21 protein-coding genes and 1 riboswitch are annotated in these 26,362 nt (G+C 61.5%); of the genes, 15 read left to right on the forward strand and 6 right to left on the reverse strand.

Annotated elements, in window-relative coordinates:
- Positions 1–45 precede the first annotated feature (45 nt).
- The 4 genes from GT003_RS19835 (at position 46) to GT003_RS19850 (ending at position 4,245) form a co-directional block, all read left to right on the forward strand.
- Complete coding sequence (locus GT003_RS19835) at positions 46–756, forward strand: AraC family ligand binding domain-containing protein (protein ID WP_161701051.1); 711 nt, start codon at positions 46–48, stop codon at positions 754–756.
- 73 nt (positions 757–829) lie between these two features.
- On the forward strand, positions 830–2,446 hold the full coding sequence (locus GT003_RS19840) for a copper amine oxidase N-terminal domain-containing protein (protein WP_239566000.1): 1,617 nt from the start codon (positions 830–832) through the stop codon (positions 2,444–2,446).
- Positions 2,447–2,711: 265 nt separating this feature from the next.
- Positions 2,712–3,296 carry an RNA polymerase sigma factor gene (locus tag GT003_RS19845; protein WP_161701053.1) on the forward strand — a complete coding sequence of 195 codons (585 nt, stop codon included), beginning with the start codon at positions 2,712–2,714 and terminating at the stop codon, positions 3,294–3,296.
- The gene (locus GT003_RS19850; RefSeq protein WP_161701383.1) at positions 3,286–4,245 is read left to right on the forward strand and encodes an anti-sigma factor; all 960 of its coding nucleotides are present in this window, start codon (positions 3,286–3,288) and stop codon (positions 4,243–4,245) included. Before GT003_RS19845 ends, GT003_RS19850 begins: the two co-directional genes overlap by 11 nt.
- A 91-nt stretch (positions 4,246–4,336) precedes the next feature.
- On the opposite strand, the gene GT003_RS19855 is transcribed toward GT003_RS19850, so the two are convergent.
- The gene (locus GT003_RS19855) at positions 4,337–4,786 is read right to left on the reverse strand and encodes a flavodoxin (RefSeq protein WP_161701385.1); all 450 of its coding nucleotides are present in this window, start codon (positions 4,784–4,786) and stop codon (positions 4,337–4,339) included.
- Between the two features lie 278 nt (positions 4,787–5,064).
- Between GT003_RS19855 and GT003_RS19860 the strand changes: the two genes are divergently transcribed.
- Positions 5,065–5,670 carry a hypothetical protein gene (locus GT003_RS19860; protein ID WP_161701055.1) on the forward strand — a complete coding sequence of 202 codons (606 nt, stop codon included), beginning with the start codon at positions 5,065–5,067 and terminating at the stop codon, positions 5,668–5,670.
- A gap of 455 nt (positions 5,671–6,125) precedes the next feature.
- Here GT003_RS19860 and GT003_RS19865 read toward each other — a convergent pair whose 3' ends face one another.
- Positions 6,126–6,650, reverse strand: a complete 525-nt coding sequence (locus tag GT003_RS19865) for a YwhD family protein (protein WP_161701057.1) — start codon at positions 6,648–6,650, stop codon at positions 6,126–6,128.
- Between the two features lie 243 nt (positions 6,651–6,893).
- Here GT003_RS19865 and GT003_RS19870 point away from each other — a divergent pair, with 243 nt between their 5' ends.
- From GT003_RS19870 to GT003_RS19880, 3 genes are all read left to right on the forward strand, one after another.
- Positions 6,894–8,900, forward strand: a complete 2,007-nt coding sequence (locus GT003_RS19870; protein WP_161701059.1) for a M1 family metallopeptidase — start codon at positions 6,894–6,896, stop codon at positions 8,898–8,900.
- Between the two features lie 32 nt (positions 8,901–8,932).
- Positions 8,933–9,754 carry a hypothetical protein gene (locus tag GT003_RS19875; RefSeq protein ID WP_161701061.1) on the forward strand — a complete coding sequence of 274 codons (822 nt, stop codon included), beginning with the start codon at positions 8,933–8,935 and terminating at the stop codon, positions 9,752–9,754.
- A 352-nt stretch (positions 9,755–10,106) separates the two neighbouring features.
- Positions 10,107–10,266: riboswitch (cyclic di-AMP (ydaO/yuaA leader) on the forward strand.
- A gap of 4 nt (positions 10,267–10,270) precedes the next feature.
- Entirely contained in the window at positions 10,271–10,768 is a 498-nt protein-coding gene (locus tag GT003_RS19880; RefSeq protein WP_239565998.1) for a C40 family peptidase, read from the forward strand.
- 130 nt (positions 10,769–10,898) lie between these two features.
- Here GT003_RS19880 and GT003_RS19885 read toward each other — a convergent pair whose 3' ends face one another.
- The gene (locus tag GT003_RS19885; protein WP_161701063.1) at positions 10,899–11,318 is read right to left on the reverse strand and encodes a hypothetical protein; all 420 of its coding nucleotides are present in this window, start codon (positions 11,316–11,318) and stop codon (positions 10,899–10,901) included.
- Between the two features lie 286 nt (positions 11,319–11,604).
- Between GT003_RS19885 and GT003_RS19890 the strand changes: the two genes are divergently transcribed.
- Positions 11,605–16,407, forward strand: a complete 4,803-nt coding sequence (locus GT003_RS19890; protein WP_161701065.1) for a DEAD/DEAH box helicase — start codon at positions 11,605–11,607, stop codon at positions 16,405–16,407.
- Positions 16,408–16,499: 92 nt separating this feature from the next.
- Here the strand turns inward: GT003_RS19890 and GT003_RS19895 are convergent, their stop codons facing one another.
- Positions 16,500–17,975: an MFS transporter gene (locus tag GT003_RS19895; RefSeq protein WP_161701067.1), complete on the reverse strand. Its 1,476-nt coding sequence runs from the start codon at positions 17,973–17,975 to the stop codon at positions 16,500–16,502.
- A gap of 180 nt (positions 17,976–18,155) precedes the next feature.
- Between GT003_RS19895 and GT003_RS19900 the strand changes: the two genes are divergently transcribed.
- Positions 18,156–18,737, forward strand: coding sequence for a TetR/AcrR family transcriptional regulator (locus tag GT003_RS19900; protein WP_161701069.1), 582 nt, complete (start codon positions 18,156–18,158; stop codon positions 18,735–18,737).
- 210 nt (positions 18,738–18,947) lie between these two features.
- Positions 18,948–19,928 (forward strand): acetylxylan esterase, encoded by a 981-nt coding sequence (locus GT003_RS19905; RefSeq protein WP_161701071.1) that lies wholly within the window; start codon positions 18,948–18,950, stop codon positions 19,926–19,928.
- A 179-nt stretch (positions 19,929–20,107) separates the two neighbouring features.
- Here GT003_RS19905 and GT003_RS19910 read toward each other — a convergent pair whose 3' ends face one another.
- Positions 20,108–20,950 carry an alpha/beta fold hydrolase gene (locus GT003_RS19910; protein ID WP_161701073.1) on the reverse strand — a complete coding sequence of 281 codons (843 nt, stop codon included), beginning with the start codon at positions 20,948–20,950 and terminating at the stop codon, positions 20,108–20,110.
- A 133-nt stretch (positions 20,951–21,083) separates the two neighbouring features.
- On the opposite strand from GT003_RS19910, the gene GT003_RS19915 reads away from it, so the two are divergent.
- Complete coding sequence (locus GT003_RS19915) at positions 21,084–22,274, forward strand: winged helix DNA-binding domain-containing protein (protein ID WP_161701075.1); 1,191 nt, start codon at positions 21,084–21,086, stop codon at positions 22,272–22,274.
- 77 nt (positions 22,275–22,351) lie between these two features.
- The gene (locus tag GT003_RS19920; protein ID WP_161701077.1) at positions 22,352–22,852 is read left to right on the forward strand and encodes a DUF5946 family protein; all 501 of its coding nucleotides are present in this window, start codon (positions 22,352–22,354) and stop codon (positions 22,850–22,852) included.
- Positions 22,853–23,128: 276 nt separating this feature from the next.
- Here the strand turns inward: GT003_RS19920 and GT003_RS19925 are convergent, their stop codons facing one another.
- On the reverse strand, positions 23,129–24,061 hold the full coding sequence (locus GT003_RS19925) for a hypothetical protein (RefSeq protein WP_161701079.1): 933 nt from the start codon (positions 24,059–24,061) through the stop codon (positions 23,129–23,131).
- Between the two features lie 162 nt (positions 24,062–24,223).
- Here GT003_RS19925 and GT003_RS19930 point away from each other — a divergent pair, with 162 nt between their 5' ends.
- Positions 24,224–24,937, forward strand: coding sequence for a response regulator transcription factor (locus GT003_RS19930; RefSeq protein WP_161701081.1), 714 nt, complete (start codon positions 24,224–24,226; stop codon positions 24,935–24,937).
- Positions 24,934–26,310: a sensor histidine kinase gene (locus tag GT003_RS19935; RefSeq protein ID WP_161701083.1), complete on the forward strand. Its 1,377-nt coding sequence runs from the start codon at positions 24,934–24,936 to the stop codon at positions 26,308–26,310. The genes GT003_RS19930 and GT003_RS19935 overlap by 4 nt, the downstream gene beginning before the upstream one ends.
- The last annotated feature ends 52 nt before the right edge of the window (positions 26,311–26,362 follow it).

Consider the following 26,362-nt stretch of genomic DNA (forward strand, 5'->3'; position numbering starts at 1 on the left):
GACACAGGCCGTGACATGCCCGCACCCCGGAGTAAGGGTGACCCGATGGATACAATGAACGAAGTTCTCCTGATGCCCCGACTGACGAAATTGGACGTAAAATGGAGCTCGGAGCTGCAGGGAAACGAACATTTCGCCCAGCTGAAATCAAATCCTCACTTCGAGCTGATCATGGTAACGGAAGGCCCTGTCTATCTGCAAGCGGGCGGACGCGAGATCGAGCTGCAGAGCGGGGAGTGCTACTTGCTGCTGCCGTGGGAGCCGTATGCCGGTTATCGGCCGATTCCCGCAAGCGCCGGATTCTATTGGGTACAATTCACGGCCGATCCGCCGCTGCGGCCGCAGGAGAGCTCCCCAGGGACCGCCCTCAAGCCGAACCGTCCGCAGCTGACCGCGCAGGAACTTCGGACGGCCAAGGATACCGGCGCGGCGGACGATGCCCTGCTGCTGCCCCGCCGCTTCAAGCCTCGCAATCGGTACGAACTGCTGCGCCTATTCGAGCTCATGAACGCGCAGCTGGTGGAGCCGCGCGGCTATTACCGCTACCGCTGCTTGCTGCTGCTCGGCCAAATGCTGGAGCTGCTCGCCAGCGGCCTAATGGAGCGCGAATTGCCTGCCGGCGGCCTGTCGCCGACCTTCCTGCCCTATCGGCGGATCGTGAACCAGCTGGAACCGCCATGCGGCCCGTCCATTCGCAAACCGCATCGGCTTCGGTACATTTTGCGAAAGTCCCGAAATGATTTTGGAAATCGGTGATCCAACGCTTCGTTCGCCCCGTTAGCCTAGATGAGCAAGCAAAAAAGCCCATTAACGAGGAGCGTGAACGAAGATGAAGATGACCACGAAAAGATGGCTGACCCCCGTACTTAGTTTATCCTTACTCGTACCGACGATTGCCGCGGCATCGACCGCCAGCGCCGCCGAACCGGCAAAGCCGTCGGCCAGTACGCCGGCCGTAGAGCTGAGAGCGACGTTCGACTACCTGCTGTCCGAGCATTTCGCCCTCGCGGTAGACGCCATGATCAAGAAGTACGACCATAGCTTCGACGCGGCCGCGGCCCAAACCGCGCTGGAGAAGAACGCGAAGGACATGGTGCCGGCGATCGCTTCCATCTATGGCGATGCGGGCGCGCAAGCATTTGACAAAATCTTCAGCGGCCATCTGAACTATACGAAGGACTACGTCGCGGCGGTGGAAACGAACAATGCTGCCGAGAAAGCCGACGTAGCCGCCGAGATCGAAGAATTCGCGGTCAACCTTGGCAGCTTCCTAGGTAAGGCAACGGGCGGCAAGCTGCCCGCGGCGACGGCGCAAAGCGTGCTTCGCACCCACGAGGCGCAGGTCAAGGAAGTATTCGACGACTATGTGGCGGGCGACTACGGCGATGCCCTAACGACATACCGAGAAGGCCTCGGCTTCATGTTCAAAATCAGCGGCGCCCTCTCCGGCGCCATCGTGTCCCAAATGCCGGATAAATTCATGGGCACGCGTTCGGATACGCCGGCCGGCGACCTGCGCTCCGCGCTGAACAACCTCGCCGCCGAGCATTACGCGCTGGCCGCGTTCAGCATGCAGAAGGGCTTCGGGAAATCCCCTGCCTACCCGGCGATTCTGAAAGCCGAGGAAGGCAATACCGACAGCTGGACGGCAGCCGTCGCTTCCGTCTACGGCAAAGCGGGCGGCGACGCTTTCAAGCAAGTATGGGTCGGCGACCACATTAACGCCCAAGATCAGATCGTGCAAGCGACGCTGAAGGGCAACGCGAGCGATATCGCGGCGGCTAGAGCGAAGCTGAGCAAGTTCTCCGTCGACTTCGGCAATTTCCTCGGCGCGGCAACGGAAGGCAACCTGCCTGCAGCCGCCGCGACCGCCGCGGTCGCGGAGCATGAGCGTCTTGTCCTCGAAGCCTTCGACCTCTACATGGCGAAGGACGCGTCCGGCCTGTACGCCAGCTATGACAAAGGTTACAGCTTCATGTTCGGCGTAGGCAAAGCGCTGGGCGGCGCGATCGTCACGCAGAAGCCGGAGATGTTTGGAATGAAGCCGACGGGGCCCGTCATGCCTTCCGTGAAGTCCATTTGGCTGAAAGTAGGCAGCAAGACGGCAAAGGTCGATGCGCAATCCGTTGCGATGGACGTAGCGCCGGGCGTATGGAACGGCACGACGTATGTCTCCCTCCGTACGTTAACGATGGCGCTTGGCGCGAATATTTCCTGGAACCCCGCCAAGAACGAAGTCACGGTCATGGCCGGCTCGGATACGATGGTCTTCTGGATCGGCAGCGACATGGCCAAAGTCAACGGCAAGACGATGGACGCCGGCTCCAAGCTGTTTATTAAAGAAGGACGCACGCAGGTGCCGCTCCGCTTCATCGCCGAGCTACTGGGCTGGAAGCTGGATTGGAACACGGCCGACTGGTCCATCACGTTGACGAAAGCGATGTAAGCCGTGCTTCCGCACTTCCGAATTGCTAAAAACCTGAATTTCTGAAAACCTGAACTCCTGAATTCTTGAATCCCCTGTGCAACGGTGCAGATATAAATTTGTAAAGCTGAATGCCTATGACGCTTATTCCCGATCACAGATCTTGCAGCTCGCGGCCGATTTCGATCCCCGCTGCGCGTAACTGCCTCCCGATTCGGCTTCTCCTTATGCCGGGTCGGGAATTTTTGTATAATGGGGAGGTGTACCGAAGGGGGACGACCCGCTAATGTCGGATAATGGAACGGATGCAGCGCTGCTGGCGCGGATTCTGGGCAAGGACCCGGAAGCGCTGAAGCTCATGTACGAGCGATATGAACGGCCGATTTATGCCTTTGCCTACCGAATCGTCAAGGATGCGATGCTGGCGGAGGAAGTCGTGCAGGAGCTGTTCCTGCGGTTATGGAATTCGGCCGAACGGTACGATTCCGGGCAGGGCATGCTGTCGAGCTGGCTGTTCACGATCACGCGCAACATCGCCATCGATGCCCTGCGCCTCAGGCAGACAAGAACCTCTCAGCAGGTAACGGAAGCGGAGCAGCTGAACCGGGAACCCGATCCGGAATCGGATACCGCGGGGCTCGCGACGGCCAATGTCGTGGGAGAACAGGTCAGAAGCGCGATCCGGAGCTTGAATGAGGATCAGCAGGAAGTGATGGAATTGATTTATTTCGCCGGCTACACCCAGCAGGAGGTGTCCGCGAAATGCGACATTCCCTTAGGGACGGTCAAGAGCAGGGTAAGGCTCGCGATGAAGGCCCTGAAAACGCAGCTTGAGGATATCGGAAAGGAGGGGCTTAGCTATGGTCCATAATGCGCCGGAATGCGATAACGCGGAAATGTACGCGCTTGGAGGTCTGAGCGAAGAAGAAAGCAAGGCGTTCGAACGCCATCTGGCGGGCTGCGAAGCGTGCGCCCTGCAAGTGGCGGAACTGAAAGCCATCGTCGATCTGCTGCCGTTGTCCGTCGAACCGGTACAGACGCCGGCGGGCATGCAGGATCGGATATTAGGTCATATCCTTGGCGATTCGGCCGTAAGCAACACGTCCAATCAAGACGCCGACGCCGCTTCCGATGTTACTGCCAAGTTGACGCCTGCCGATTCGGCTGCGGATGCGTTCAGAGAATCGACCCGCGCTTCCGATCTTCCGCCGATGAACGAACCGGGACCACGGTTGCAAGCGGATGTCGGGCAGACGCGGAAATCGCAATCGGAACCGGAGTTGGGGCGCGAACCGCAGCCAAGACAGCCCCTTCCTGCCGAATGGCCGAAAGCCAAGCCGCGCAGATGGAGCGTATGGGTGAGCGCCGCTCTTGCGGCAGCCGTCATCGTGCTCGGCATCTATGTCTTCTCTCTCCGGGATCAGCTCTCCGATCTTCGCGGCCAATTGACGGCGACGACCGAACCGCCGCAGGGCCTGCGGCCGAACGAAGCGGTCAACCTGAGTGCCGCGGCGAAGGACATCGTGGCGAACGGACTGGCGACGATCGTGATCGACAGCAAGGGAACGCATCTGCTCGTTCAGGCAGAGAAGCTGCCGCAGCTCAAGGGCAATGAAGCGTTCCAGGTATGGCTCATGAAGGACGGCAGCGGCGTCGTGAACGCCGGCACGTTCGTCTCCCGCGACGGGAAGGGTGGCCTGTACTTGACGCTCGACCGGAATCTGTCGGGATATAACCAAATCGCGATTACGCAGGAACCGGATGCGTTCGGCCAGCTGCCGAGAGGCACCGCGGTGCTGAGCGCCGAGATCAGTCTCTGACTCTGACCGGCTGCGCTAATCGTCCGGCTGCTTGCAATCAAGAAGCTGCTCCGCCTCTCCGGCAAGGAGGAACGGAAGCAGCTTCTTTTTCTTATGCCTTCACGCCTTCCCCCTGCTTAATGAAGGCAGCGAAGTCGGCTCCCAGCCTCCAGCATGCCGCCAGCTCCTCTTTGCCCGGACAGCGGTCTGCCTTGACGGTCTGATCCAGCACCACGGCGCCTTGATTCTCCAAGCACTCGTGCAGGATGTCTCCCGCAACGGCAAAATATCGGTAAGCGCTGTCGCCGCAGCCGAATACCGCCGCCCGTTTGCCCGACAAATCCACGCCGCCCAGCTCGTCGTAGAAATCAAGGAACTCATCCGGCAGATCGCCGTCTCCCCACGTGTACACGCCAAACAAAATATTTTCGTACGACTCCAGGTCGGACACGGACGCATCCATGACTTCCTTCACTTCTACGGCAACGAAGTTCTCGACCAACCCCTCCACCACGCTATCGGCCATTTCCTGCGTATTGCCCGTCATGCTGGCATAGATCAATAAAGCTTTATGCTCCAATTCGCTCACTCCTATCGGCGCGCCGGCCGTAACTGTGCTGCTGCTTGCTCATGCTATCGGTTGTCTCTTTCTTGCTGTCGGTTATGTTGCCGGTAGTCGATCATCTTTTAGTGATACTGATAATCATTATCAATTTAATGAGAATAATTGTCAACTATTGCCGTTGAAGCAGCTTGACCATGGAAATCGTCGACCCCTGAACTGACGTCAACATGCGAAACTCACCAGATTCCAAACCCCTGAGATAGCCCAAAGCTGCCTTGGTGCAGCTATTAGAAGCACTTCGCTCACTCCAAGCTCAAAAAGCTGCTGTGGCGCAGCTTTTGGCCTTCACCCTCGTCCAGGATTGCGGAAAAGCTGCTGTCCTGCAGCTTTCCAATGCACTTCGCCCACTTCAAGCTCTAAAAGCTGCTGTGACGCAGTTTTTTGACCTCGCCTTCGCCTGGGATTGCGAAAAAGCTGCTGCCCTGCAGCTTTTCAAGGCACTTCGCCCACTTCAAGCTCTAAAAGCTGCTGTGAAGCAGCTTTTTGCCTTCACCTTCGTCCGAGCTAGCGAAAAGCTGCTGTATTGCAGCTTTCCAAGGCACTTCGCCCACTTCAAGCTCAAAAAGCTGCTGTGGCGCAGTTTTTGGCCTTCCCCTTCGTCCAGGATTGCGAAAAAGCTGCTGTCCTGCAGCTTTCCAAGGCACTTCGCCCACTTCAAGCTCACAAAGCTGCTGTGGTGCAGCTTTTGGCCTTCAACTTCGCCTGAGATAGCGAAAAGCTGCCGTACTGCAGCTTTAGCTTGTAGAGAAACTCGCGCTTTTAAAACGGTATTTAGTCCGTTTCTTTCCAGCTTCCATGTAGGACAACGTATACGGCGGTGACACATACAACGGCGCGAGGCGGAGCTGGCGATCGTTCAACGACGCTTCGAGGTACCCCAATACGCCTAACGCTTGCCAGCGCTGCTAATCCTCCAAAAACACGGCTGCATAAACTCTAACGACTCTGACAAACGTTATTTGGCGTGCAAAGGCTGATTTCATCGAAAGAATCGCGCAATAAGCCTCCTGGCAGCCGTTAGCGATATAGAAGGGGCAATTTCAGCCGATTAGCGCTCCGTACAATCGTTAGCTGCACGGAGTCCAGGTTGAGAGCTCCCCCTCAACCGGTGTCGGTCCTCATCATAACCGAGCACAGCGAAAAAGCTGCCAACCGGCAGCTTTCTCAATAACCCCAGCGCAGACCCTCAGGCCAGCGCTTGATCTATTCACTTAAGCAGCGTCTTTCCGCAGTAAATTCCCGCTGCTCCGTCCGCCTGCCGACATTGCCGGACTTCCTACGCGTTCAAAGCTTCCTTCAGCTTATCCGGCGAGCGTTCCCACCACTCCGGATTATTGGACACGAGCAAGCTCTTGAGCGCCTGCTTCTCGTCCGCGGACAGCTCGTCGAGCACGAAGCGGCGCTTAATCGCGTAATCGAGATTGTTCACGTGCTGCGCGAGAATCTTCCATCCCCGGCGCGCTTCCGTATCCACCAGCATCGGACAAGCGGTCGCGCCCGCATAGTACGCGCCCTCTTCGTTCCGGTCCACCGCGACCCATACGATCCAGCACAGGCGGCCGTTCGGCACGTCTTCCTTGTTCGTGCTGAACTTGATGCCTTTCTCGATCTTGCTCTTCGCGTGCATGGCGCCGACATCGATATACGCCGTGCCGTTGTCGATCATGACGCAGGCGACGTCGCTTAAATCGATCGTGCCCGCCCCGAAACCCCGATGTTCTTTATTGCTCACCACGTTGAGAGAAAGCGACCGCTTCTCTTTCTTCTCCAGCGGCTGTTGGCCGTTATCCTGTTCACTCATTCTCGCGTTCAACTCCCGTCCCAATCGTTCCTGTAAAGCCCTGAATCCCGCGTCCTGCGCGGTTTCCCGAAATATAAGAACAACGCTTATATTTTTGAGGAAGAAACGTGCCGTTCCGCCCGCAAGAACGGCATCGGACGCCTCTTCATACCTGTCCACACTTTAATTCCATTTTAGCTAATAATCTCGGAAAAGCAAACATATACATGCCTTAGAAGCTTGTCAACGGGAGGGAATCTTTAAATGAATCCACGTCACGCCAAACGTATACTGCTCTTTCTCCTCGCCGCCGCGATCATCGGCGTAACGGCGAAGGAGGGGTTCGGGAATGCCTGGGTTTCGCAATATACGTTCGCTTCCGCCCCGGCGAAGAAAGACGCTGCTCCCAAACCGAGACCGGCCGCGCCGGCGCCGGCCCATGAACCGGACAACGTCATGCAGCCGAAGCCGGTCTCGCTCAGCAAGCGGGTCTCGGAATACCACATCGACGTGACGCTGCAGGAGAATGCGCACATGCTGCAGGGCGAGCAGTCCGTCACGTGGACAAACCCCGGCAAGCAGCAGGTGTCCGAGCTCTATTTTCACCTCTACCCGAACGCCTTCCGCTCCAAGAACACCACCTTCATGCGCGAATCCGGCGGACAGCTGCGGGAGGACAAGGCTTCCGCGGACAGCACGGGCTATATGAACCTGCTTTCGCTCGAGACGACGGAGGGCTACAGCCTCCTCCCGCGCCTGCATTTCGTCCAGCCCGACGACGGCAATCCGAACGATCTTACGCTGGCCAAGCTTAAGCTGCCGACGCCCGTCGCTCCCGGCAAGAGCGTCACCCTGCGCATGAAGTTCGAGGTGAAACTGCCTCAAGTATTCGCCCGCATGGGCTACGCCGGGGATTTCGTCATGGCGGGCCAATGGTTTCCGAAGCTGGCCGTCTATGAAACGGCGGGGACGCGGGGACGCGCGACGGAAGGCTGGAACGTGCATCAGTACCACGGCAACTCCGAATTCTACAGCGATTTCGGCATCTACAGCGTGAAGATCAACGTGCCCTCCTCCTATAAAGTGGCGGCCACCGGCTTCCAGGCGAGGGCGTCGGTCGTGTCGGATAAACGCAAGACGTACCAATTCTACGCCGACGACGTGCATGATTTCGGCTGGTCGGCTTCGCCTGATTTCGTCTATTCCGAGGAGCCGTTCTCTACTACCGGCGTGCCCGGCGTACGTATCAAGCTTTACCTCGATCCGCTGCATGCCAAATACAAGGACCGCTACCTGCACGCGGCCAAGTCGGCGCTGGCCAAATACGCGCAGTGGTACGGCGAGTATCCCTATACGACCCTCTCCGTCGTCGTCCCGCCCAAAGGCGGAAACGGTGCGGGCGGCATGGAATACCCGACGCTCATTACGGCGTTCGCGGCGGAGAGCGACAATCCCGGCTATGACCTGGAGCGAACCGTCGTGCACGAGGTCGGTCATCAATATTGGTACGGCATGGTGGCCTCCAACGAATTCGAGGAAGCGTGGCTGGACGAGGGCTTCACCTCCTACGCCGAGGACAAAGTGATGGAGAGCGAATACGGCGTCACGCCGAATCTGCCGGTCGAATCGAGCTACATGACGGATCCCGCGCCGCTCAAGCAGCTGTCGTGGTCCTACCACAGCAATAACCATTATGCCGAGAACGTCTATATCCGGGCGAAGCTGGTGCTGGTCGGCATCGAGAAACAGGTCGGCGACGCGACGATGCGCAAGATCATGCGGACCTACTTTCAGAAATACAAGTTCAAGCATCCCTCCACCGCCGACTTCCAGAAGGTCGTGGAAACGGTGACGAAGACCAAGTGGAACGATTACTTCAGCCACTTCGTCTACGGGGACGCGATGTCGGATTACTCCGTGGCCGCCATCCACGTGACGCCGGTCAAGCAGGACGGCAAGACGCAGTACGAGAGCGTGGTGCTTATCAAGCGAACCGGCGGCAGCGCCGGCCCCGTGTCGGTCATGCTCCATTTTGCCGACGGCACGGTGATGCCCAAAGTGTGGGACGGCCAGGATGCCCACATTCAATATAAAATCGTCCACGGCTCGAAGCTGCTCTGGGCCGCGGTGGACCCGCAGAACGACAACGTGCTCGACAACAAGCACATCAACAACTTCATGAAAGCCGATCTGGACGAGAAAACGCGCACGCGCTGGAGCGTCGGACTCTCGAAGCTGGTCGAGACCCTGTTCTCTTCGCTTGCCTGGTAGTGCCACTATGAATGAAGGAGGTGACTTCACGGATGAGGATGCATATCAAGCAAGGCTGGCGGCTGACGATCAAGCATTTCTATATCATCATCCTGCTGTTTCTATATGAGCTCATTTGGGGCTTCTTCCTCTACCGCACCATCGAGGGCATCGCGGTTCCGCTGCTGAAGCGGTTCCCCGACTCGTACGCGGCCAGCAGCAGCGCCATCTCGCTCTTCGTGACGGAATCGCAGTTTCAACTGATGAAAACCGACCTGCTCCAGCCTTATGCGGTGCTGTTCTGCGGACTGCTGGCGGGCCGGATGATCATCACGCCGTTCCTGAACGCCGGCCTGTTCCATTCGCTGCACCATGCGACCGACGACAAAGGAACGACGTTCCTGAAAGGCATTCGCAAAGCTTGGAAGCCGGTCACGCTGCTCTACCTGCTGGAAACGGCGCTCACGCTCGCCCCCGCCCTCTGGCTGCTGCCCCGGGCGCTCCATCTGCTGCTCGCGAGCGACACGCTCGTAGAATTCGCGAAGGCGGCCGGGCCGTGGGCGGGCGGCTGGCTCCTATGGGCGGTCCTCCTGCACCTGTTCTTCCTGTCGATGCAGTTCGGCGCCGTCACCGGCAGCGGTTCGATGCGCGCGCTGTGGAGCAGCATGGCCAACTTCCTCCCGTTCGCCGGCGTTTCGCTGATGATGTGGGGCATCGGCGCCCTGCTGAGCGCGACGGTGGCCTCCGTCTCGCTGCTGTGGGCCGGCCTGCTGGCGCTGGTCCTGCATCAAGGCTATCAGCTGCTGCGAACGATCATGAAGGTATGGACGGCCGCCGCCCAATACGATGTCTGGCAATCGAAGCAGTCCTCCTGAGGACGCCGCCCCGCTGGGCCGCCCGCCTCATGTCGAGCGGCCCATATTCATATGACGGTCGGCCTATTGGCCTACGAAAGAACCGCCCGGCGTCCCGAGAATGCCGCCGGACGCCCTCTCCCCTTCGACTTCGGAGGGGTTTTTTGGCGTCTCAAAGCATGCTGAACAGACACGCTTTGCCATTGACATCCGTCGTTCCGACAGCATGCCGAATAGACCGTTTCCCCCGGAAAACGGCGCCGTTATACGAATCTCGGGATAAAAAGGTTTCACTCTAATAATTTTAATTTGTGAACAAAACGTGAACTTGGAAGGAGAAGCGACAAAATGATCGAATCCTTAGCCGTAAGAAATGAAAATTTTGCCGAATTCCCTATACGGGAAACGGGGGAACCATTCTGGGTGAATTGATCCCGACAGCCGTCATGCGCTTTGACGACTGCCAGAGGCGATCATAGGGAGCCTTCAACCGAACCCCACAGCTAACCTCGTAGGCACTGGAAGGAGTTTCCCGTTTTGAAGAAGCTTTCTGCACTCGTGATCGGTCTCGCGATGCTATTCGTTTTCCAAGCTGGCAGCGTATTCGCCGACTCGAAGATGGATGGCGTCATCGATGATCTGATCGGCACGCCTTACGTTTACACCGGCACGACCGCGAAAGGTTTTGACTGCTCCGGATTCACGATGTACGTGTTCAAGAAACTCGGCGTCGACATTCCGCATGCATCCCGCTCGCAGGCTGGGCTGGGCAAGAAAATCGCCAAAGGCGATTTGATCCCTGGGGATCTCGTCTTCTTCAATACGACGGGAAATGGCATCTCGCACGTCGGCATTTACGTCGGCGACGGCAAGTTTGCGCACGCATCTTCTAGCAGAGGCGTCGTAATCAACGGACTGGAGGAATCTTATTACGCGAAGCGCTATGTCACGGCGCGCCGCGTCATGAGCCAACAAACGTTCGAGAAATATGCCAATGATCCATCCGACGAACCAGGCGATGGAGATTCAGATTAATCACCTTCGGTTATTGCAAGAACGCCGCTCGGACATGGTCGCACCCATCTCCGACGGTCATGGGAACAAAGCCGCCGCCGCTTCTCTTTCGGGACAAGCAGCCGCGGCTTTGTTTCGTTTTGGCCGCGTTTTAAGCCCGCTCGTAACGGGCCCACCAGAAAGTCGGGCCAACCTCGACGTTCAAGATTCGGGCATGCGGGGTCAATAAGTCTCGCAGCTGGTCGGGAGTCTCGCAGCCTTCGCCGCGGCGGTCGGCCAGCACCACCGTCGCCCCCGATTCAAGCCGGTCATGCCAGGCTTTCAGGAAAGCCGTCCGTTCCTCTCCCGTGAGCTCGCCCAGGCAGAAGCAGGCCAGTCCCGCGCCGAACTTCTCCTCCACCGCGCCCAGCTCGGCTTGTTTGACCGCTACGGAGACGGGCGTCGTCAGCCTCGGCGTTCTCGGCCCCGAGACGCGCAGCACGCGCCTGCCCGCCAAGGTGTCCTCCACCGCATATTCGAGCCGCCTCCATTCCTTGAATCTTCTCTCGAGACTGTCCCGCCATTTCGCCATCTTCCCGATACCTCCCGCTGCCTATGCGCCAACGCTGTTGTAGAACTATATGTATGCGCGCAAGTTTGCTTACTGACCTGTCATTTGGCTTCGATTCGGCTTGTCCGACGTCTGAAAAGGATTGGATGGCGTTATGATGAATAATACAAGGATAGACTGGTTATATAGACGTGACTGGAGCAAGAGGATTCAGCGTAGACGTGAGTTAAACAAAAGCAATTAAGAGTGGACGCAATAGACGCAAAATCAGTTCGTTTCCGATGATTCTAAAGGAGCTGCTTCTCGCATGAACCCTTCTTCCGACATTCTTGCACGGTTTCATAGGACGCTTGCCGGCTGGTTCAGCCGAAGGTTCGGCGAGCCTACGCCCGTCCAGCATGACGCCTGGGCATCCATCGCCGCCGGCCGCCACACGCTGATCGCCGCGCCGACCGGCTCGGGCAAGACGCTCGCGGCGCTCCTCCCCTGTCTCAGCCGGCTTGCATTGGCCAAGGAAAGGGCCGCGGCGCAGGGAGAGAGCTGGTCCTATGGCGTGCGCGTACTATACATTACCCCGCTCAAAGCACTTAATAACGATATTCAGCATCATTTAGTGGAATTTTTTGAAGCGATCGAAGCCTACGGCGCCGAGGAAAGCGGCGGCGCCTGGCCGGGCATACGGACGGCCGTCCGAACGGGGGACACGCCGCCCCGCGAGCGGGCACGCATGGCCAATCGGCCGCCCGACGTGCTCGTCACGACGCCGGAATCGCTCTACCTGCTGCTGACGTCGGAGAAGGGCCGTCACATGCTGCGGACCGTCGAGACGGCCATTGTCGACGAGATCCACAGCCTCGCCGGCGACAAGCGCGGCGCCCATCTGTCGATCTCGCTGGAGCGGCTGGCCGACTTGTCGCCGCATGCCGTGCAGCGCATCGGCGTATCGGCGACGCAGAAGCCGCTTACGCGGGTCGCCCGGTTTCTGGGCGGCTGGGCGCCGAAGGCGGATATGGATCCGCATGCCGGCAACAGCGGCACGGATGCAGATGAGGGCAGCGAGAACCGACATACAGCGGGAATAGATGCGTGCCTCGGAAGTGCCGCAAGCGCGCTGGCCGAACGGGATGCGGAAGCGGAGCGCGGCATGCGGTCCGACTTGGCAGCTGACGCCCACCCGCTGGGCTATCTGCCGCGGCCGGTCTTCATCGTCGAAAGCGCGATGACGAAGGCGATCCAGGTTCGCGTCACGATGCCGGACCTGAGCCGGCCCGCGCGCTCGCGCGACGGCGTCTGGCAGCCGATCGTCGAGCGGATCATGGCGCTCATGGAAGGCGCGCGCTCCGTGCTGATCTTCGTCAACAGCCGCAGGCTGTGCGAGCGGCTCGTCCTGCGCCTGAACGAGCATGCCGGCCATGAGTTCGCGCGCGCCCACCATGGCAGCCTGGCGCGCGAGCGGCGGCTCGAGGTGGAACGCATGCTGAAAGCCGGCGAGCTGCGCTGCCTCGTCGCGACCTCGTCGCTGGAGCTCGGCATCGACGTCGGCCATGTCGACCTCGTCATCCAGGTCGACTCGCCCAAGGCCGCCGCGGCAGGCATCCAGCGCATCGGCCGCGCCGGTCACGCCGTAGGCGACGTCAGCCGCGGCTATATCGTGGCGCGCCAGCGCGGCGAGCTGCCGGAGGCAGCCGTCCTGTGCCGCAGCATCTCGCGGCGGGACATCGAAGCCATCGTGCTGCCGCATGAGCCGCTCGACGTGCTGTCGCAGCATTTGGTTGCCATGACCGCCGCCTCGGATATGAAGGTCGGCGCCTTGTACGGCATGATTTTGCAAAGCGAATGTTACCGCGCTTTCCCCCGCGCCAGACTGGAAGCCGCGCTGATGGTGCTGTCCGGCTTCTACCCGTTTGCCCGCCCGCTCATCGATTGGGATCGGGATACGGATACGCTTCGCAAGCGCGCCAATACGGCGATGGCCGCGGTGACCGGCGCCGGCACGATTCCGTCGAGCTCGGCCTATCCCGTCCACCATACCGACAGCCGAGCCCATCTGGGGGAGCTCGACGAAGAATATATCGCGGAGAGCCGGGTGGGCGATGTCTTCCAGCTGGGAACGAGCTCGTGGATGATCAGCCGGATCGAGAACGACCGCGTCTACGTGCAGGAAGCGCCGAACCGCTTCAGCGAAATTCCGTTTTGGCGCGCGGAGTCGGGCAGCCGGAGCGTGGAGGTCGGCGTGCGGCTCGGGGATTTCCTGGGGCAGCTGTCCGATCGGCTCGAGCTGGATCGCCGCTCGGAGGCGGATAGCGAGAGAGACCGCATGCTGGAGGACGCTGCCGTCGCCTGGCTGGACGAGGAATACGGGCTCGACTCTTACTCCGCCGCCGAGCTGATCGATCTCGTGCGGGCGCAGCAGCGGGCGCTCGGGCTGCCGACCGCGCGGCGGATCATCATCGAGCATTACCGGGATCTGATGAACCAGACACGGATTATTATTCACAACCCGCTCGGTCGGCGCGTTAATCGGACGTGGCTGCTGGCTATCCAGCGGCATTTTCAACGTCTGCTGCCGTATTCCATGTACGGCAACGCCAAGGACAACGGAATCGAGCTTGTCGTTCCGGATTGGGACGCGTCTTGGCTGCAGACGCTATGGCAGATCACGGCGGACAGCGCGGAACCGCTGCTGACGGAGGCGATCGCCGGCTCTCCGCTGCTCGCCGTCTCGTTCCGCCGGATCGCGGAGACGTCGCTGCTGCTCTCCCGCAGCTTCACGCGCACGCCGATGTGGCAGAAGCGGCTGCGGAGCGAGGAGCTGCTCAAGCAGGCGCTGCCGTACGCGGAGCATTTTCCGTATTTGCAGGAAGCGATGCGGGAATGCCTGCACGCGCAGCTCGATACGGACGGGCTCAAAGCGCTGCTCGGCGCGATCGCCGCGGGCGATATCGAAGTGACCGTGAAGGAAGTGAACGCGCCGTCTCCCTTCGCGGTACAGTTCCTCGCGGATTACGCGAATGCGATGCTGTACGAGGGCGACGGACTGAGCGAGGCGACGCAGCTGCAGCTGCTAAGCGTCAGCAAGTCGCTGGCCGCTTCGCTGTTCGGCGAGGACGCCGTGCGGCGGTCGGTCGATCCCGCCATCGCTCGGGCGGAGGAGGCGCGGCTCGAGGCGGGGCAGCTTGTTCCGGCAAGCGCGGAAGAGCTGTTCACGCTGCTGAAGCGCCGCGGCGACCAGTCGCGCGAAGAGCTTGCCGCAGCGGCGGGCCGCGACGCGGACGCATGGCTGGAAGCGCTCGAGGCCGCCGGACGCGTGAGCGAGCTGGCGTTCGGCGGCGGCCTGCGGCGCTGGATCTGCGCCGAAGAACGCGAGCTGTACGCGGCGTTCCCGCGGAGCGAGGCATCGATCGCGTTCGTGGCCGGCCGCTTCGCGGACAATCGGCTCTCCTTCACCGAGCAGGACCTGCGGGAGCGCTATCCGCAGCTAACCGCGGCCGATGCCGAACGGATCGCGGACGTGCTGCTGGCGCTGGATCGGACGGAACACGCGCCTTTCGCCGATGAAGCGGAACGGATCTGGACGAGCCGCGGCGTAGCGAAGCGCCTGATTCGGCTTACGCTGGAGCAGGCGCGGAAGCAGGCCGAAGCCATCGACCCGGTGGACTGGATGACGCATATGTCGCGGCTGCAGCATGTCCTGTCGGGCACGCAGCTGAGCGGCATCGAAGGCCTGCGACTCGTCATCGAACGGCTGCAAGGCTACTTCCTCCCCGCCTCGCACTGGGAAACGCTCGTCTTCCCCGCGCGCGTAACGGGTTATCGCAAGGAGGACCTGGACCTGCTCTGCGCCTCCGGCGAGATCGTTTGGCTCGGCCGAAAAGGCGAGAGCGAGAAAGAAGGACGGATCGCCTTCTTCCTTGCGGAAGCCAAGCCCCTGCTCGCGCCGATCTTGAAGCAGTCCGCCGCCCGGACGGCCGAGTCTTCCAAGCATCCGCGGCTGCTGGAGCTGCTTCGGACGGGCGGCGCCAGCTTTCTGACGAAGCTGAGTCGCGAATACGGCAAGGTGCCGTCGGAGCTGCTCGTCGATCTGCTCGATCTCGTCTGGGAGGGCGAGGTCTCCAATGACCAATTCGCGCCCCTAAGGCTGCAGCTTGCCACGAAGGGCAAGCAGCTCGCCCGCACCGGCTCCGGCCTCGGGCGCTGGTATTGGACGGGCTCGCTCGCGGACGAGGACAACCGCGAGGCTGGCTACGGGCCGGGCGGCCTCGCGGGCGCCGAAATGGCCGGCGGCGCGGCTTCGACCGCTCCCGCGGGCGGGCGCTCAGGCGGAGGCGAATCCGGCAGCCGCCAGGGCAGCGGGTTCGGGACCGGACAGCCGGACGGTTTGGGCGTCGAAGCGCTACGCTCCGTAAGCTCCGACCTCACGGAGTCGGCGCTGCACTGGACGCAGCATATGCTGGACAGCTGCGGCATCGTCTCCAAAGAGCTCGTGCAGCAGCTTTCGCCCTTCGGCTGGGACGAGCTGCTCCCCGTGCTGAAGCAGCTTGAGCAATGGGGCGCCGTGACGCGCGGCCTGCTCGTAGAGGGCGTCGGCACGCTGCAGTTCGCCAGGCGCGAGGGAATCGAGGCCCTGCGTCCGCTTCCGCCCGGCCCGGACGGCGGAGCGGTCACGGTGCTGGCCGCGACGGACCCGGCCAACCCGTTCGGGCTCGCGGCCGACTGGCCGGCCGCGAGCGGAGCCGGCTTCGCGCGCAAGAGCGGCAGCTTCCTCGTGCTTCAGCATGCCGAGTGGCGCTTCTGGATCGAAAACAACGGCCGCCACATCGTCGACCTGGCCAAAATGCGGGCTCAGGCCGGCAGCCCGGCAGCGGATCCGCCGGAGGACGAAGGCCATAAAGCGGGCCAGCTTGAGCGCGAGCGGCATCGGGAAGGCCTCTCCGATGCGCTGCGAGAGATCTTCCGCACGCTGCTGCGCCAGCAGAAGCTGAACAAGATCCGAATCGACCGCTGGAACGGCGTGCCCGTTCTGGAGTCGCACGCGGAAGAACTTCTGCGGGCGCTCGGAGCCGAACGCGACAACCGCTCGCTCGTGATCTGGCCGAGCGGCCTGCGGTAAACGGGCCGCGGACGGTCGATTCCCGGCCCGAGGCGCCGAAGCGACGTCTGAGGACGCAGCTCTTGGATACGGCATGGAGAAGCCGGCGCCCGTCACGCCGCCGGCTCGGTGCCCGCCGCATGACTGCTCCCCGCCCGTCGTTTGCGGCCGAGCGAGGCGAGCAGCAGGAAGGTCAACGCGGCCAACGCGATAATGACGGCAAGCGACCAACGCATCGTATCGATGCTGGCCTCGCCCAGCGTCTCCCCGCCGCTCGCGAAATGATCCTGAAGCGACTGGTACAGCGTGCCGATCGCCGCGATGCCGAGCGCCTGCGCGACCTGCGTGAACGTGCTGAGCACGCCGGATGCCGCTCCGGCATGCGGGCCTTGCACGCCGGCAAGCACGGTGTGAATGAGCGGGGAAGCAACGGCGCCTTGGCCGATCCCCGCGAGCAGGAGCGGAACGAATAGCTCGCCGAGGCCAAGCCCGGAAAGTCCGCCGCTGACCGCGATAATGAGCAGGTAGCCAACCGCCATGATCGTCGCGCCGGCAAGCAGCACGCGGTTGCCCCAGCGTTTCTTCAGCCGTGGTCCGAGCAGGGAGGCCGAGAAGAACCCGATGCCCATGGGAATGAACGCATAGGCGGACTGCAGCGGCTCGGCCCCGCGCCCGATTTGCATGAAGATCGACAGAATCAGATAGAGCGCGGCATTGCCGCTGTAGAAGGCCAGCGCGATGATCATCCCGATCCGGAAGGAACGATCCCGGAACAACGCCATGGGAAGCAGCGGCGAAGCGCCTCTGCGAAGCAGGCCGTTCTCGTAGCGGACGAAGCCGGCGATGACGGGCAGGGCGGCGACGAGACTGATGAACGTCCACAGCGGCCAGCCTTCCTCGCGTCCGACGACGAGCGGATAGATAAACAGCCCGAGGCCGATCGTTAACAGCCCGACGCCGACGAAATCCAGGCGCTTCCGTTCCGGGGCGCGCGATTCGCGAAGCAGCAGCAGCGCGGCGACGAAGGCGGCGATGCCGACCGGAATGTTCACGAGAAACACCAGCCGCCAGCCGAGCCCCCACCAATCGGCTCGCAGCAGCAAGCCGCCGGCGATTTGACCCGCGATCGCGCCAAGACCCAGCACGCCGCCATAAATGCCAAGCGCCCTTCCCTTCTCTTCCGCGGGGAACATCACTTGAATGATGGAAAGCACCTGCGGTACCATCGCCGCGGCCGAGACGCCCTGCGCGATCCGCGCGGCGATGAGCATTTCCGCCGAGCCTGCAATGCCGCACCAGGCGGAAGCGGCGACGAAGCCCGCGACGCCGATCAGAAACATCGTTTTGCGTCCGAATAGATCGCCCAGTCTTCCCCCCGTGACCAGCAGTACGGCGTACCCGAGCACGTAAGCCGCGACGACGAGCTGCAGCTTGGCAAAGTCCGCGTGCAGTCCCTCTTCGATGGAAGGCAGCGCGACATTGACGATAAACGTATCCAGCACCACCATGAAAGTAGCCAAGATCACGATGGAGAGCGACAGCCATCTTCTTGGATCGATCGCAGGATCGGCATGACTTGCTTGCTTCATTCTTTCGCACCTCTTTCGGGTCGTTTCCCGCCGATTGACAGCGATCCGGACCTTGTTTAAAATGAGAGAGACAGATCTGTCTCATTTCTTACTGTGATGATACAGACAGATCTGTCTCATGTCAATCGGTTCGATCCTCTTTTCACCATCATTTTTTTGCAACGGGCAGGTGACTCGCTAATGGAAAAGAAATTGACCGCGAAGGAACGCATTCTGCGGGTGGCGGAACAATTATTTTATCGCGAAGGCGTCCGGGCGGTCGGCATCGACCGCATCATTCAGGAATCGGGCGTAGCCAAGGCCAGCTTCTACCGGAACTTCGCGACCAAGGACGATTTGGTGGTGGCATACCTGGAGCTTCATCGCGAACGGGTCATGGGAAACATCGCGCATGCCAGGCAGCAGCGTCCGGATTCCGTCCTGGCGCAATTGCGCTACCTGATGGAATATACGGCGGATCGCATGAAGCTCCCGACGTACCGGGGCTGCGCGTTCATGAATACGGCCGTGGAGTTTCCCGAGACCGATCATCCCGACCACGTCAAGGCGCTGGACAGCCGGAACGAGGTCTGGAACCATATCGAGGATATGGCCAGGGAAGCCGGACTGCCCAAGCCCCGGGAGCTGACGGAACAGCTGCGGATGTTATGGAGCGGCGCTGCTATGGTCGCTTATATCAACAAAGAAGAATTCAAGCCGCAATCGTTCTCCGACGCGGCTAACGCGCTGATCGACAGCCAAGCTGCCGCCGCCGCAAAGTAACGGCACCTATCGCGGCATCCGACCCCCAACCGACATACGCAGCCCCAAGAACCCCGCGTCCGCGGTCGGTTTCATGGGGCTTTTTCGGATTGCGCGCCGGTCATGGGGGACGGACGGAAAGGTCCTCCGGCGACGGAATGAACATTTTAGCGGATGGTTAACGCCGAGTGTGATAAGGTGGAGAAAACGGCTCTAGGAGGAACCATTCGAATGAATCATGCCATTGCCAGACGCAAAACGGAACTGGAGAGCTTCGCGGCCCCGCTCACCATCGATCCCGCCGAACTCGATGCCTTTTGGAATGCCGCCCTCGAGGACTACGCCGACAAGCCGCTTGACATTCGCCGCGAGCCGGCGGAATCGCCGTTCCCCGGCGTTGCGGTCAACCATCTGACGTACAAAGGCTATGACGACACGCCGATTCACTGCTGGTTCATGGTGCCGGCTGCCGGCAGGAACGAGGCGAACGCGTCAGTCTCGGCGGCCCCGCTTCCCTGCGTCGTCGTCTTCCCCGGTTACACGGACGACCGCGGCTATCCCGAGCGGCACGCCAGCTGGCTGCTGCAAGGCTATGCCGTGCTCGCCGTGGACGTTCGCGGCCAAGGCGGCGAGACCGGCAATCACCTTCCGCTCCGCGGAGGCGCCGTGAAAGGCTGGGTGTCCGGCAACGTCACGGAGCCGCTGAGCTCGTACTACCATGCGGTGACGATCGACGCCGTCCGCGCCATCGATGCGGCAGCCGCGCAGCCCGAGACCGATGCGTCGAAGCTGGCCGTCGTGGGCGGCAGCCAGGGCGGCGGGCTCGCGCTTATCTCCGCGGCGCTTAATCCCAAGGCGACGGCGATCGTCGCCGATATTCCGAACCTATGCCATATGGACTTCGGAATCCTGAATTCCAACAGCTCGTTGACGGAGCTCGCGCACTACGCGAAGCGCTATCCCGAACGCTTGGACGACGTGCTGCGGACGATCGCCCGTTATGACATGCTGAACCTGGCGCCCCGGATCAAAGTGCCCGTCCTGATATCCGTGGGCTGGAAGGATCCCGTCTGCATGCCCGAAACGATCTATGCCGTCTACAACCGCATCGCGGCGGACAAGACGATCAAGGATTACCCGTTCAGCGGTCACGAGGTGAGCGAAGCCCAGAACCGCGAGCGGATTCTATTCCTCCGCGAGCAATTTCGCTAATATCCCCCAAAACTAGCGGTAGACGGGGGTTCCCGTTCCGCTATAATGGAAGTAAATCGCCCAAGCCTGCTTGCAGGGGACGGCCTCCTTAAGGAAGGACACCAGGAAGAACCTCCGATCTCCGCCGTGCGCAGCGGAATTCCGAGGTTCTTTGTCGCTTCTTCGAGGGCAGGAACGGTTCACGCCTTGTAAAAGAAGGCTTTCAATTGCGCTGCGATTCTCCGTTGGTTGAACAAATCCGGCGCGTTATGTCCGAGACCCTCCAACTGCATGAAGCTGCCTCCCCGGATGGCATCGGCTGCCGCACGCGCGCCTATCTGCATGAAGGCTGGGCTCTTGCTGCCTGCCATGACGAGCGCCGGGGCCTTGATCGTTTCATAACGGCCGGCGGTCGAATCGAGCCGGAACGTTTCGTTCATTTCCCGGATCAGCGTCGGCAGCTTCTCCCTGAGCTTCCGCCCTTCCCAGAAGATGAGGGACGGCAGCAGGGCGAGCTTGATCAGCCATGCGGGCAGCCGCGCAAAAGGCTCGGAGACGCCGACGCCTTTGATGAAGTGGACGAATGCGCTCAAATCCCTTCCCTGTTCCATGGCGCGCTTGTAATCCGGCATCCAGCCCGAGGGAAAACTGCCGCCGACCGAGACCGTCGGTTCGTACACCGCAATCTTCGAAACCGCATCCGAATACGCCCGTGCCGTCTCGAGCGCAATCAGACCGCCGTAGCTGTGACCGAACACGTAGGCGGCTCCGGTCTCCAGCACCACCGCCAAGACATCCTCGCACTCGTTCCCGATGCCGTATCGCTCGCCCTGCGCTCCGCTGTACAGGCGGCCCCGACGATCCATGTTATAGACGGTAAAGTCGTTCGCCAGCTCCGCGGCCAGCTTCTCGTATTCATGGCCCGAGACGAAGGCGCCGTGCACGAGGACAAGACCCGGTCCGCTTCCGCTCCTGCGGTAACCGATCCTCGTGCCGTCCGCGGATGCGGTATGATGGAGGCTGTACGCTCGCTTTGAATTCATCGTGGTTCCCGCTTTCCCGCCGCGTCGCCCGCGGCTGTCGCTCGTTAGTAAGTAGCATACCCCGGTTTCCTAAATAATGAACCCGCGGCCAATTCGGCGGCGTATATCCACTATCCGGAAAGGAGTGACTCCTATGGAAAACCTGCCTGCCGCACTTCCGAAACGCCGCTTGCGCGAAGCATCGGATCCCGTTCCCGTGCTCAGCCGGCGAGCGCTCAATCGGGCGCTTCTAGCCCGGCAGCTGCTGCTCGAACGGTCGCCTCTATCGCCGATCGCCGCCCTTGAGCACCTTGTCGGCATGCAGTCGCAGGTGCCGACAGCTCCGTACGCCGGATTATGGTCCAGGCTTGAAACATTCCAAACGAATGACCTGTCTCAACTGTTAGCAGACCGGAAGGCGGTCCGACTGTCGCTCATGCGCTCGACCATTCATCTCGTGTCCGCCCGCGATTGCCTGCCGCTGCGCTATATCCTGCAATCCGTGCACGAACGCATGCTGAAAGGCAATTTCGGACGCAAGCTCGCGGGGCTGGATCCGGCGGCGCTCGCCGCGGCGGGCCGCGCGCTCGTAGAGGAGCGGCCGCTCACGCTCGCGGAAATCGGCGCCCGGCTGCGCAAGGGGCATTGGCCGGAGCGCGAAGCGCCGGCGCTTGCCGCCGCGGTGCGGTCCTATGTGCCGCTCGTGCAGGTAACGCCCCGCGGCATCTGGGGCGCAAGCGCTCCGGCCGCGCACACGTCCGCGGAAGCATGGCTGCGGATGCAGAGCCCGCCCTCCGAGGAAGAAGCGGATGCCGGCTCCTTGCTGCTGCGTTACCTTGCGGCGTTCGGCCCCGCTTCCGTCAAAGACATGGCCGCCTGGTCGGGTCTGACGGGATTGCGCGGCATCGTCGAGGCGCTGCGGCCGCAGCTGCGCGTCTTCCAAGGCGAGGAGGGCACCGAGCTGTTCGACGTCCCGGACGCTCCCTTGCCGGATGAATCCGAGCCCGCGCCCGTGCGCTTCCTCGCGGAGTTCGACGGCATCCTGCTCTCGCACGCCGATCGCTCGCGCATTATGCCGGAGGCCTACCGCCCGCTGGTCTTTACCGAGAACGGCATCATCCGGTCCGCTTTTCTCGTGGACGGCTTCGTGGGCGGGCTGTGGACGATCGAACGGGAGAAAGATGCCGCCGAGCTTGTCGTTTCGCCTTTCGCGCCGCTCGCGGAGAACGACCGCGCCGCCTTGGCCGACGAGGGCAGGAGGCTCCTTGCCTTCGCGGCCGACGCCGCGCAGGAACAACGCATCCGTTTCGCCGACCCGCCGCCGTTGTCCGATGCCCCCTTGTAAGCAAGCGTACGCTCATGCTTCCGGCATGCTTTGTCTCCCCTCGCCGGACGGCTCAACTTCCAGGAGGTGCCCTGCCCATGAAACATTCCATCGTTAAATGTCCCGGCTGCGGACTGCTGCTCCCGAACCGGTCTTACGAGGAGCCGCTGCGCTTTCATGCGTCCGGCGAATGCATGGAGCTGTATCATCAGCTCTCCGTCTATACCTCCGCGCACGGATACGAGGCCTTCATCCATCAGTTGGCGCTGGACGCCTATGGCGCGCAGCATTGCGGCGGCGGGATGCGCCCGATTACGGCAGCCTTCTCGCTGATCGGTCTCTACCTTGTCGTGGAGCGCGGCTTCACGGGCAGGCAGGTGCAGCAGGCCCATATGGAACTGGGCAGACTGAAGGCGGACTGGCCGGAATTGGCTCTGCCCCCATCGTCCGGCGGCGTCACCGTGCAGGATGTGCTGCAGGCTGAACCCGGCGCGGCCCGCGACGCCAAGATTCAGGCCTGGGTCCGGTCCGAATGGGACAGGTGGGCGCATGTCCACGATTGGGTGAAAGAAGCGGCGAAGCCGGTCCTCCCGGCTTAAGCGAATGATCAGGGAAAGAGACTCTCGTGCGCGGCTTGGCGCGCGGCGGGTCTCTTTTTGTGCATGGGAGGATGAGATGCTAGCATGTCCGCCCGCCTCCGCCGCAAGCGAAAAGAACCTCTATCTCCCTCTTGCTTGCAGAGGATAGAGGTTCTTCGCGTTGTGCCCCGGCGTCCGGTTAGTTCCCTGTGGCGTTAGTTTGATGATGCGTTCTCGCCCGGTTCGGCTCGCATGGACGCCGCGCGGCAGCCTTGCTTGAAGCGAAGCCAGCCAAAACTACTCGGCTTGCTGCAGCTTGACGATTTCCGCTTTGTACAGGTCCAGCAGCTTGGACAACGCGGCTTTGATGGCCTCGGCATCTTTGGCGTCAGCCGCTTTCGACAGCGCGATCTGACCGTTGAAGAACGGATCGTCGATCGGGCCTGCCGCACGGAGCGTGAACGCGGCCTTGCCGTCGCCGTCTTCCTTCGTGATCGCAATCGTGCCTGCAGCGTCGGCGCCTTTGGTCAGGCTGATTGGACCGACGGCTTTGAGAAGATCTCCGGACTGTACGGCGGGCTCCGCTTTAGCGGCCGCCGAAAACGATACCGATACGCCCAACGCGCTGCCTGCCGCGCTCGTCGTGAACACGGGCTTGCCGTCGCCGGCATTCGGCGCCTTGAACACGACGTTGCCTTCGTCGTCCGTAACGGTCACGAACTTGCCGTCATCGGAGATAACCCTTTTTAAGGCGATGCTGCTTAGCGCGGCCGTACCGGTCACCGGTTTGCCCTCGACTTTGAACTGCCCGTTCACGATGCCGCCCTCGGGAGCCGTCACGGTCACGGCCTTGCCGGCATCGACGCCGTCTACTTTAAATATCGCGTCGCCTGCTCCCTTCGCCGGGCTTATCGCCGTGAACGTCAACGTGTCTTTTCTCAGCTTGTCATAGGCCGCGAGCGTTTGCTCCCAGGCTGGAACGGTATCAGGCGCATATTGCTTGGCGAGAGCAAGCGGATCGGATAAAGAAATGCGAACGGCTTCCTTGGCGGCGGATGCGCTGACAGCGAGCGCCGGACCTCCTTCGCCTGCGGCAGTCAATGCGGCCGTGTAAGCTTTCGACAGCGGGGCCGTCGCGACAGTAGCGGCATTGGCGGCCATCGGGCTGGCGATAGCGGATAACATCAAAGCGGCGGCTGCGATTTTGGCTGCGGTACGTTTGTTCTTCATAACGATCACTCCTAAGCGGGTTGGTTTGTCTTACAGGTTCCATCCTACCGAAGAAGTGTGGCAGGCCATTGGTGGAATTGTGGAAAAACGATGGCACGCGCCCATTCAGCATGGCCGAGTTGGTATAATGAACGCAGATTCCTGAAAAGGGAGGCTCGCGCCTTGAACGATTTTACGATTGCCGTCGTGGACGACGATTCCAATATTCGCGCGCTTGTGGAGGCGTATTTGCATAAAGAGAATTACCGCACGGTCGGGCTCGGCTCGGCGGAAGAAGCCTGGGCGCTCTGGCTGGAGCAGCCGCCGGATCTGTGGGTGCTGGACATCATGCTGCCCGGCATGGACGGGTACGAGCTGTGCCGGCGCATCCGGCATGAAGCGGAAGTGCCGATCATCATGATCTCGGCCAAGGACAACGAGGTGGACAAGATCCTCGGGCTCGAGCTGGGCGGCGACGACTACCTCGTCAAGCCGTTCAGCCCGCGCGAGCTCGTCGCCCGCGTCAAGCGCCAGCTTCAGCGCTGGTACAAGCACCGTGCCGATGAATCGGCGGCCGCAGCTCCATCCGCGCAGTCGACCGTGGACGCGGGGACGCTTCGGATGCTGCCGGACGAACGGCGCGCGTTCTTGGGGAAGGACGAGCTCGATCTGACGTTCAAGGAATTCGATCTGCTGCGCGCGTTCGCCGAGCATCCGAACCGCGCCTTTACGAGGGAAGAGCTGCTCGTCCTCGTCTGGGGCGACGATTATTTCGGCAGCGACCGGGCGGTGGATCATCTCATTAAACGGCTGCGCAAGAAGGCGGGCCAGCTGCCGATCGAGGCGGTCTGGGGACACGGCTATCGGCTGCGGGCGGACGGAGGGGAACAACAATGAAACTGGTTCATCAAATCAATTTGGCGTTCGGCTTGCTGCTTGTCGCCGTGCTTGGGTTTACGGCCGTTATGATTCATTACGTGCTGATGGATCACTTCATCTCTTCGCAGAAGGACCAGCTTCGCACGCTGGGAACCTCGATGGCCTCGTCGATGAGCGTACGGACCTTCAACGCGCCGATGCCGCCAACGACCTTGGTCGCTGGCAAGCCTGTCGACGCCGCGTACTCGTGGACGATGACATCCGCGGCGCCCGCCGGCGTCCACGTCATCCTGTCGGATTCGCAGGGCAACGTGCTGCAGCGGAACGACTCGAACGCCCCGGACGGCGCGATCGTGGTCAAGAACGCGACATTGGCCGCTTCGACCGTGACGAAATCCGGTGAAGCCGGAGGCTATATCGTGGACGTGAACAAGGTGCCGCAGGGGACGCTTACGCTGTTGACGCCGGTGAGCAAGATCAAGGCGATCGAACAGGCTTTGTTCGGCAGGCTGCTCATCGTGCTCGGCGCAGGCGGCGCGCTCGCCCTGCTGTTCAGCCTGCTGATTACGCGCAAGCTGATCCGTCCGCTCATGCGGCTGCGGGAAGAGCTGAAGAAGGTGCGGGAGCGGAAGTTCGGCGAGGTCGGCCTCGTGAAGGCCGGCGGAGAAATCGGAGCCGTGGCGCAAACCGTCTACGAGCTCGCCGAGGAGCTGGAGCGGCACAACCGCGCGCAGAAGCAGTTTTTCCAAAATGCGTCCCATGAGCTGAAGACGCCGCTGATGTCGATCGCCGGTTACGCGGAAGGCATTCGCGACGGCGTGTTCGAGGGCGAAGGCTCCCGCAAAGGACTGGACATCATCCTGAGCGAGAGCGGGAGGCTGAAGAAGATCGTCACGGAGATGACGCTGCTGGCCAAGCTCGACAGCGAGGAGGATATCTTCCATCCGTCGGCCGTCCACGTGCGGGAAGTCGTGACGGAGACGATCGAACGCATCAATCCGATTCTCGCCGCGAAGGGGCTGGAGCTGCAAACCGTCTATAAGGACGAAAGCCAGGCCGAACTGTACGTGAAGGCCGACCGCGACAAATTGCTGCAGGCGCTGCTGAATATCGTCTCGAACGCCACGCGTTACGCAAACGGGACCATCGTCATCGAGATCGGCGTCGCCGAAGGCGGACGGGTAACCCTGACGGTCGCCGACGACGGCAAAGGATTCCCGGACAGCCTGCTGCCGCATCTCTTCCACCGCTTCGTGAAGGGCAAGGACGGGGAGACGGGGCTCGGTCTCGCCATCTCCCGCGCGATCGTCGAGCGCTGCGGCGGGCGAATCGCCGCCCGCAACCGCCCGGCCGGCGGGGCGTTGATCTCGCTGAGCCTGCCGAGCGCCTAGCGGGGCGATAATCTCGCTGAATCAGCCCAGCGCCTAGCGGGCGGAGCAATCA

Origin of the sequence: Paenibacillus sacheonensis (assembly GCF_009909195.1) — a bacterium.
GTDB lineage: Bacteria > Bacillota > Bacilli > Paenibacillales > Paenibacillaceae > Paenibacillus_Z > Paenibacillus_Z sacheonensis.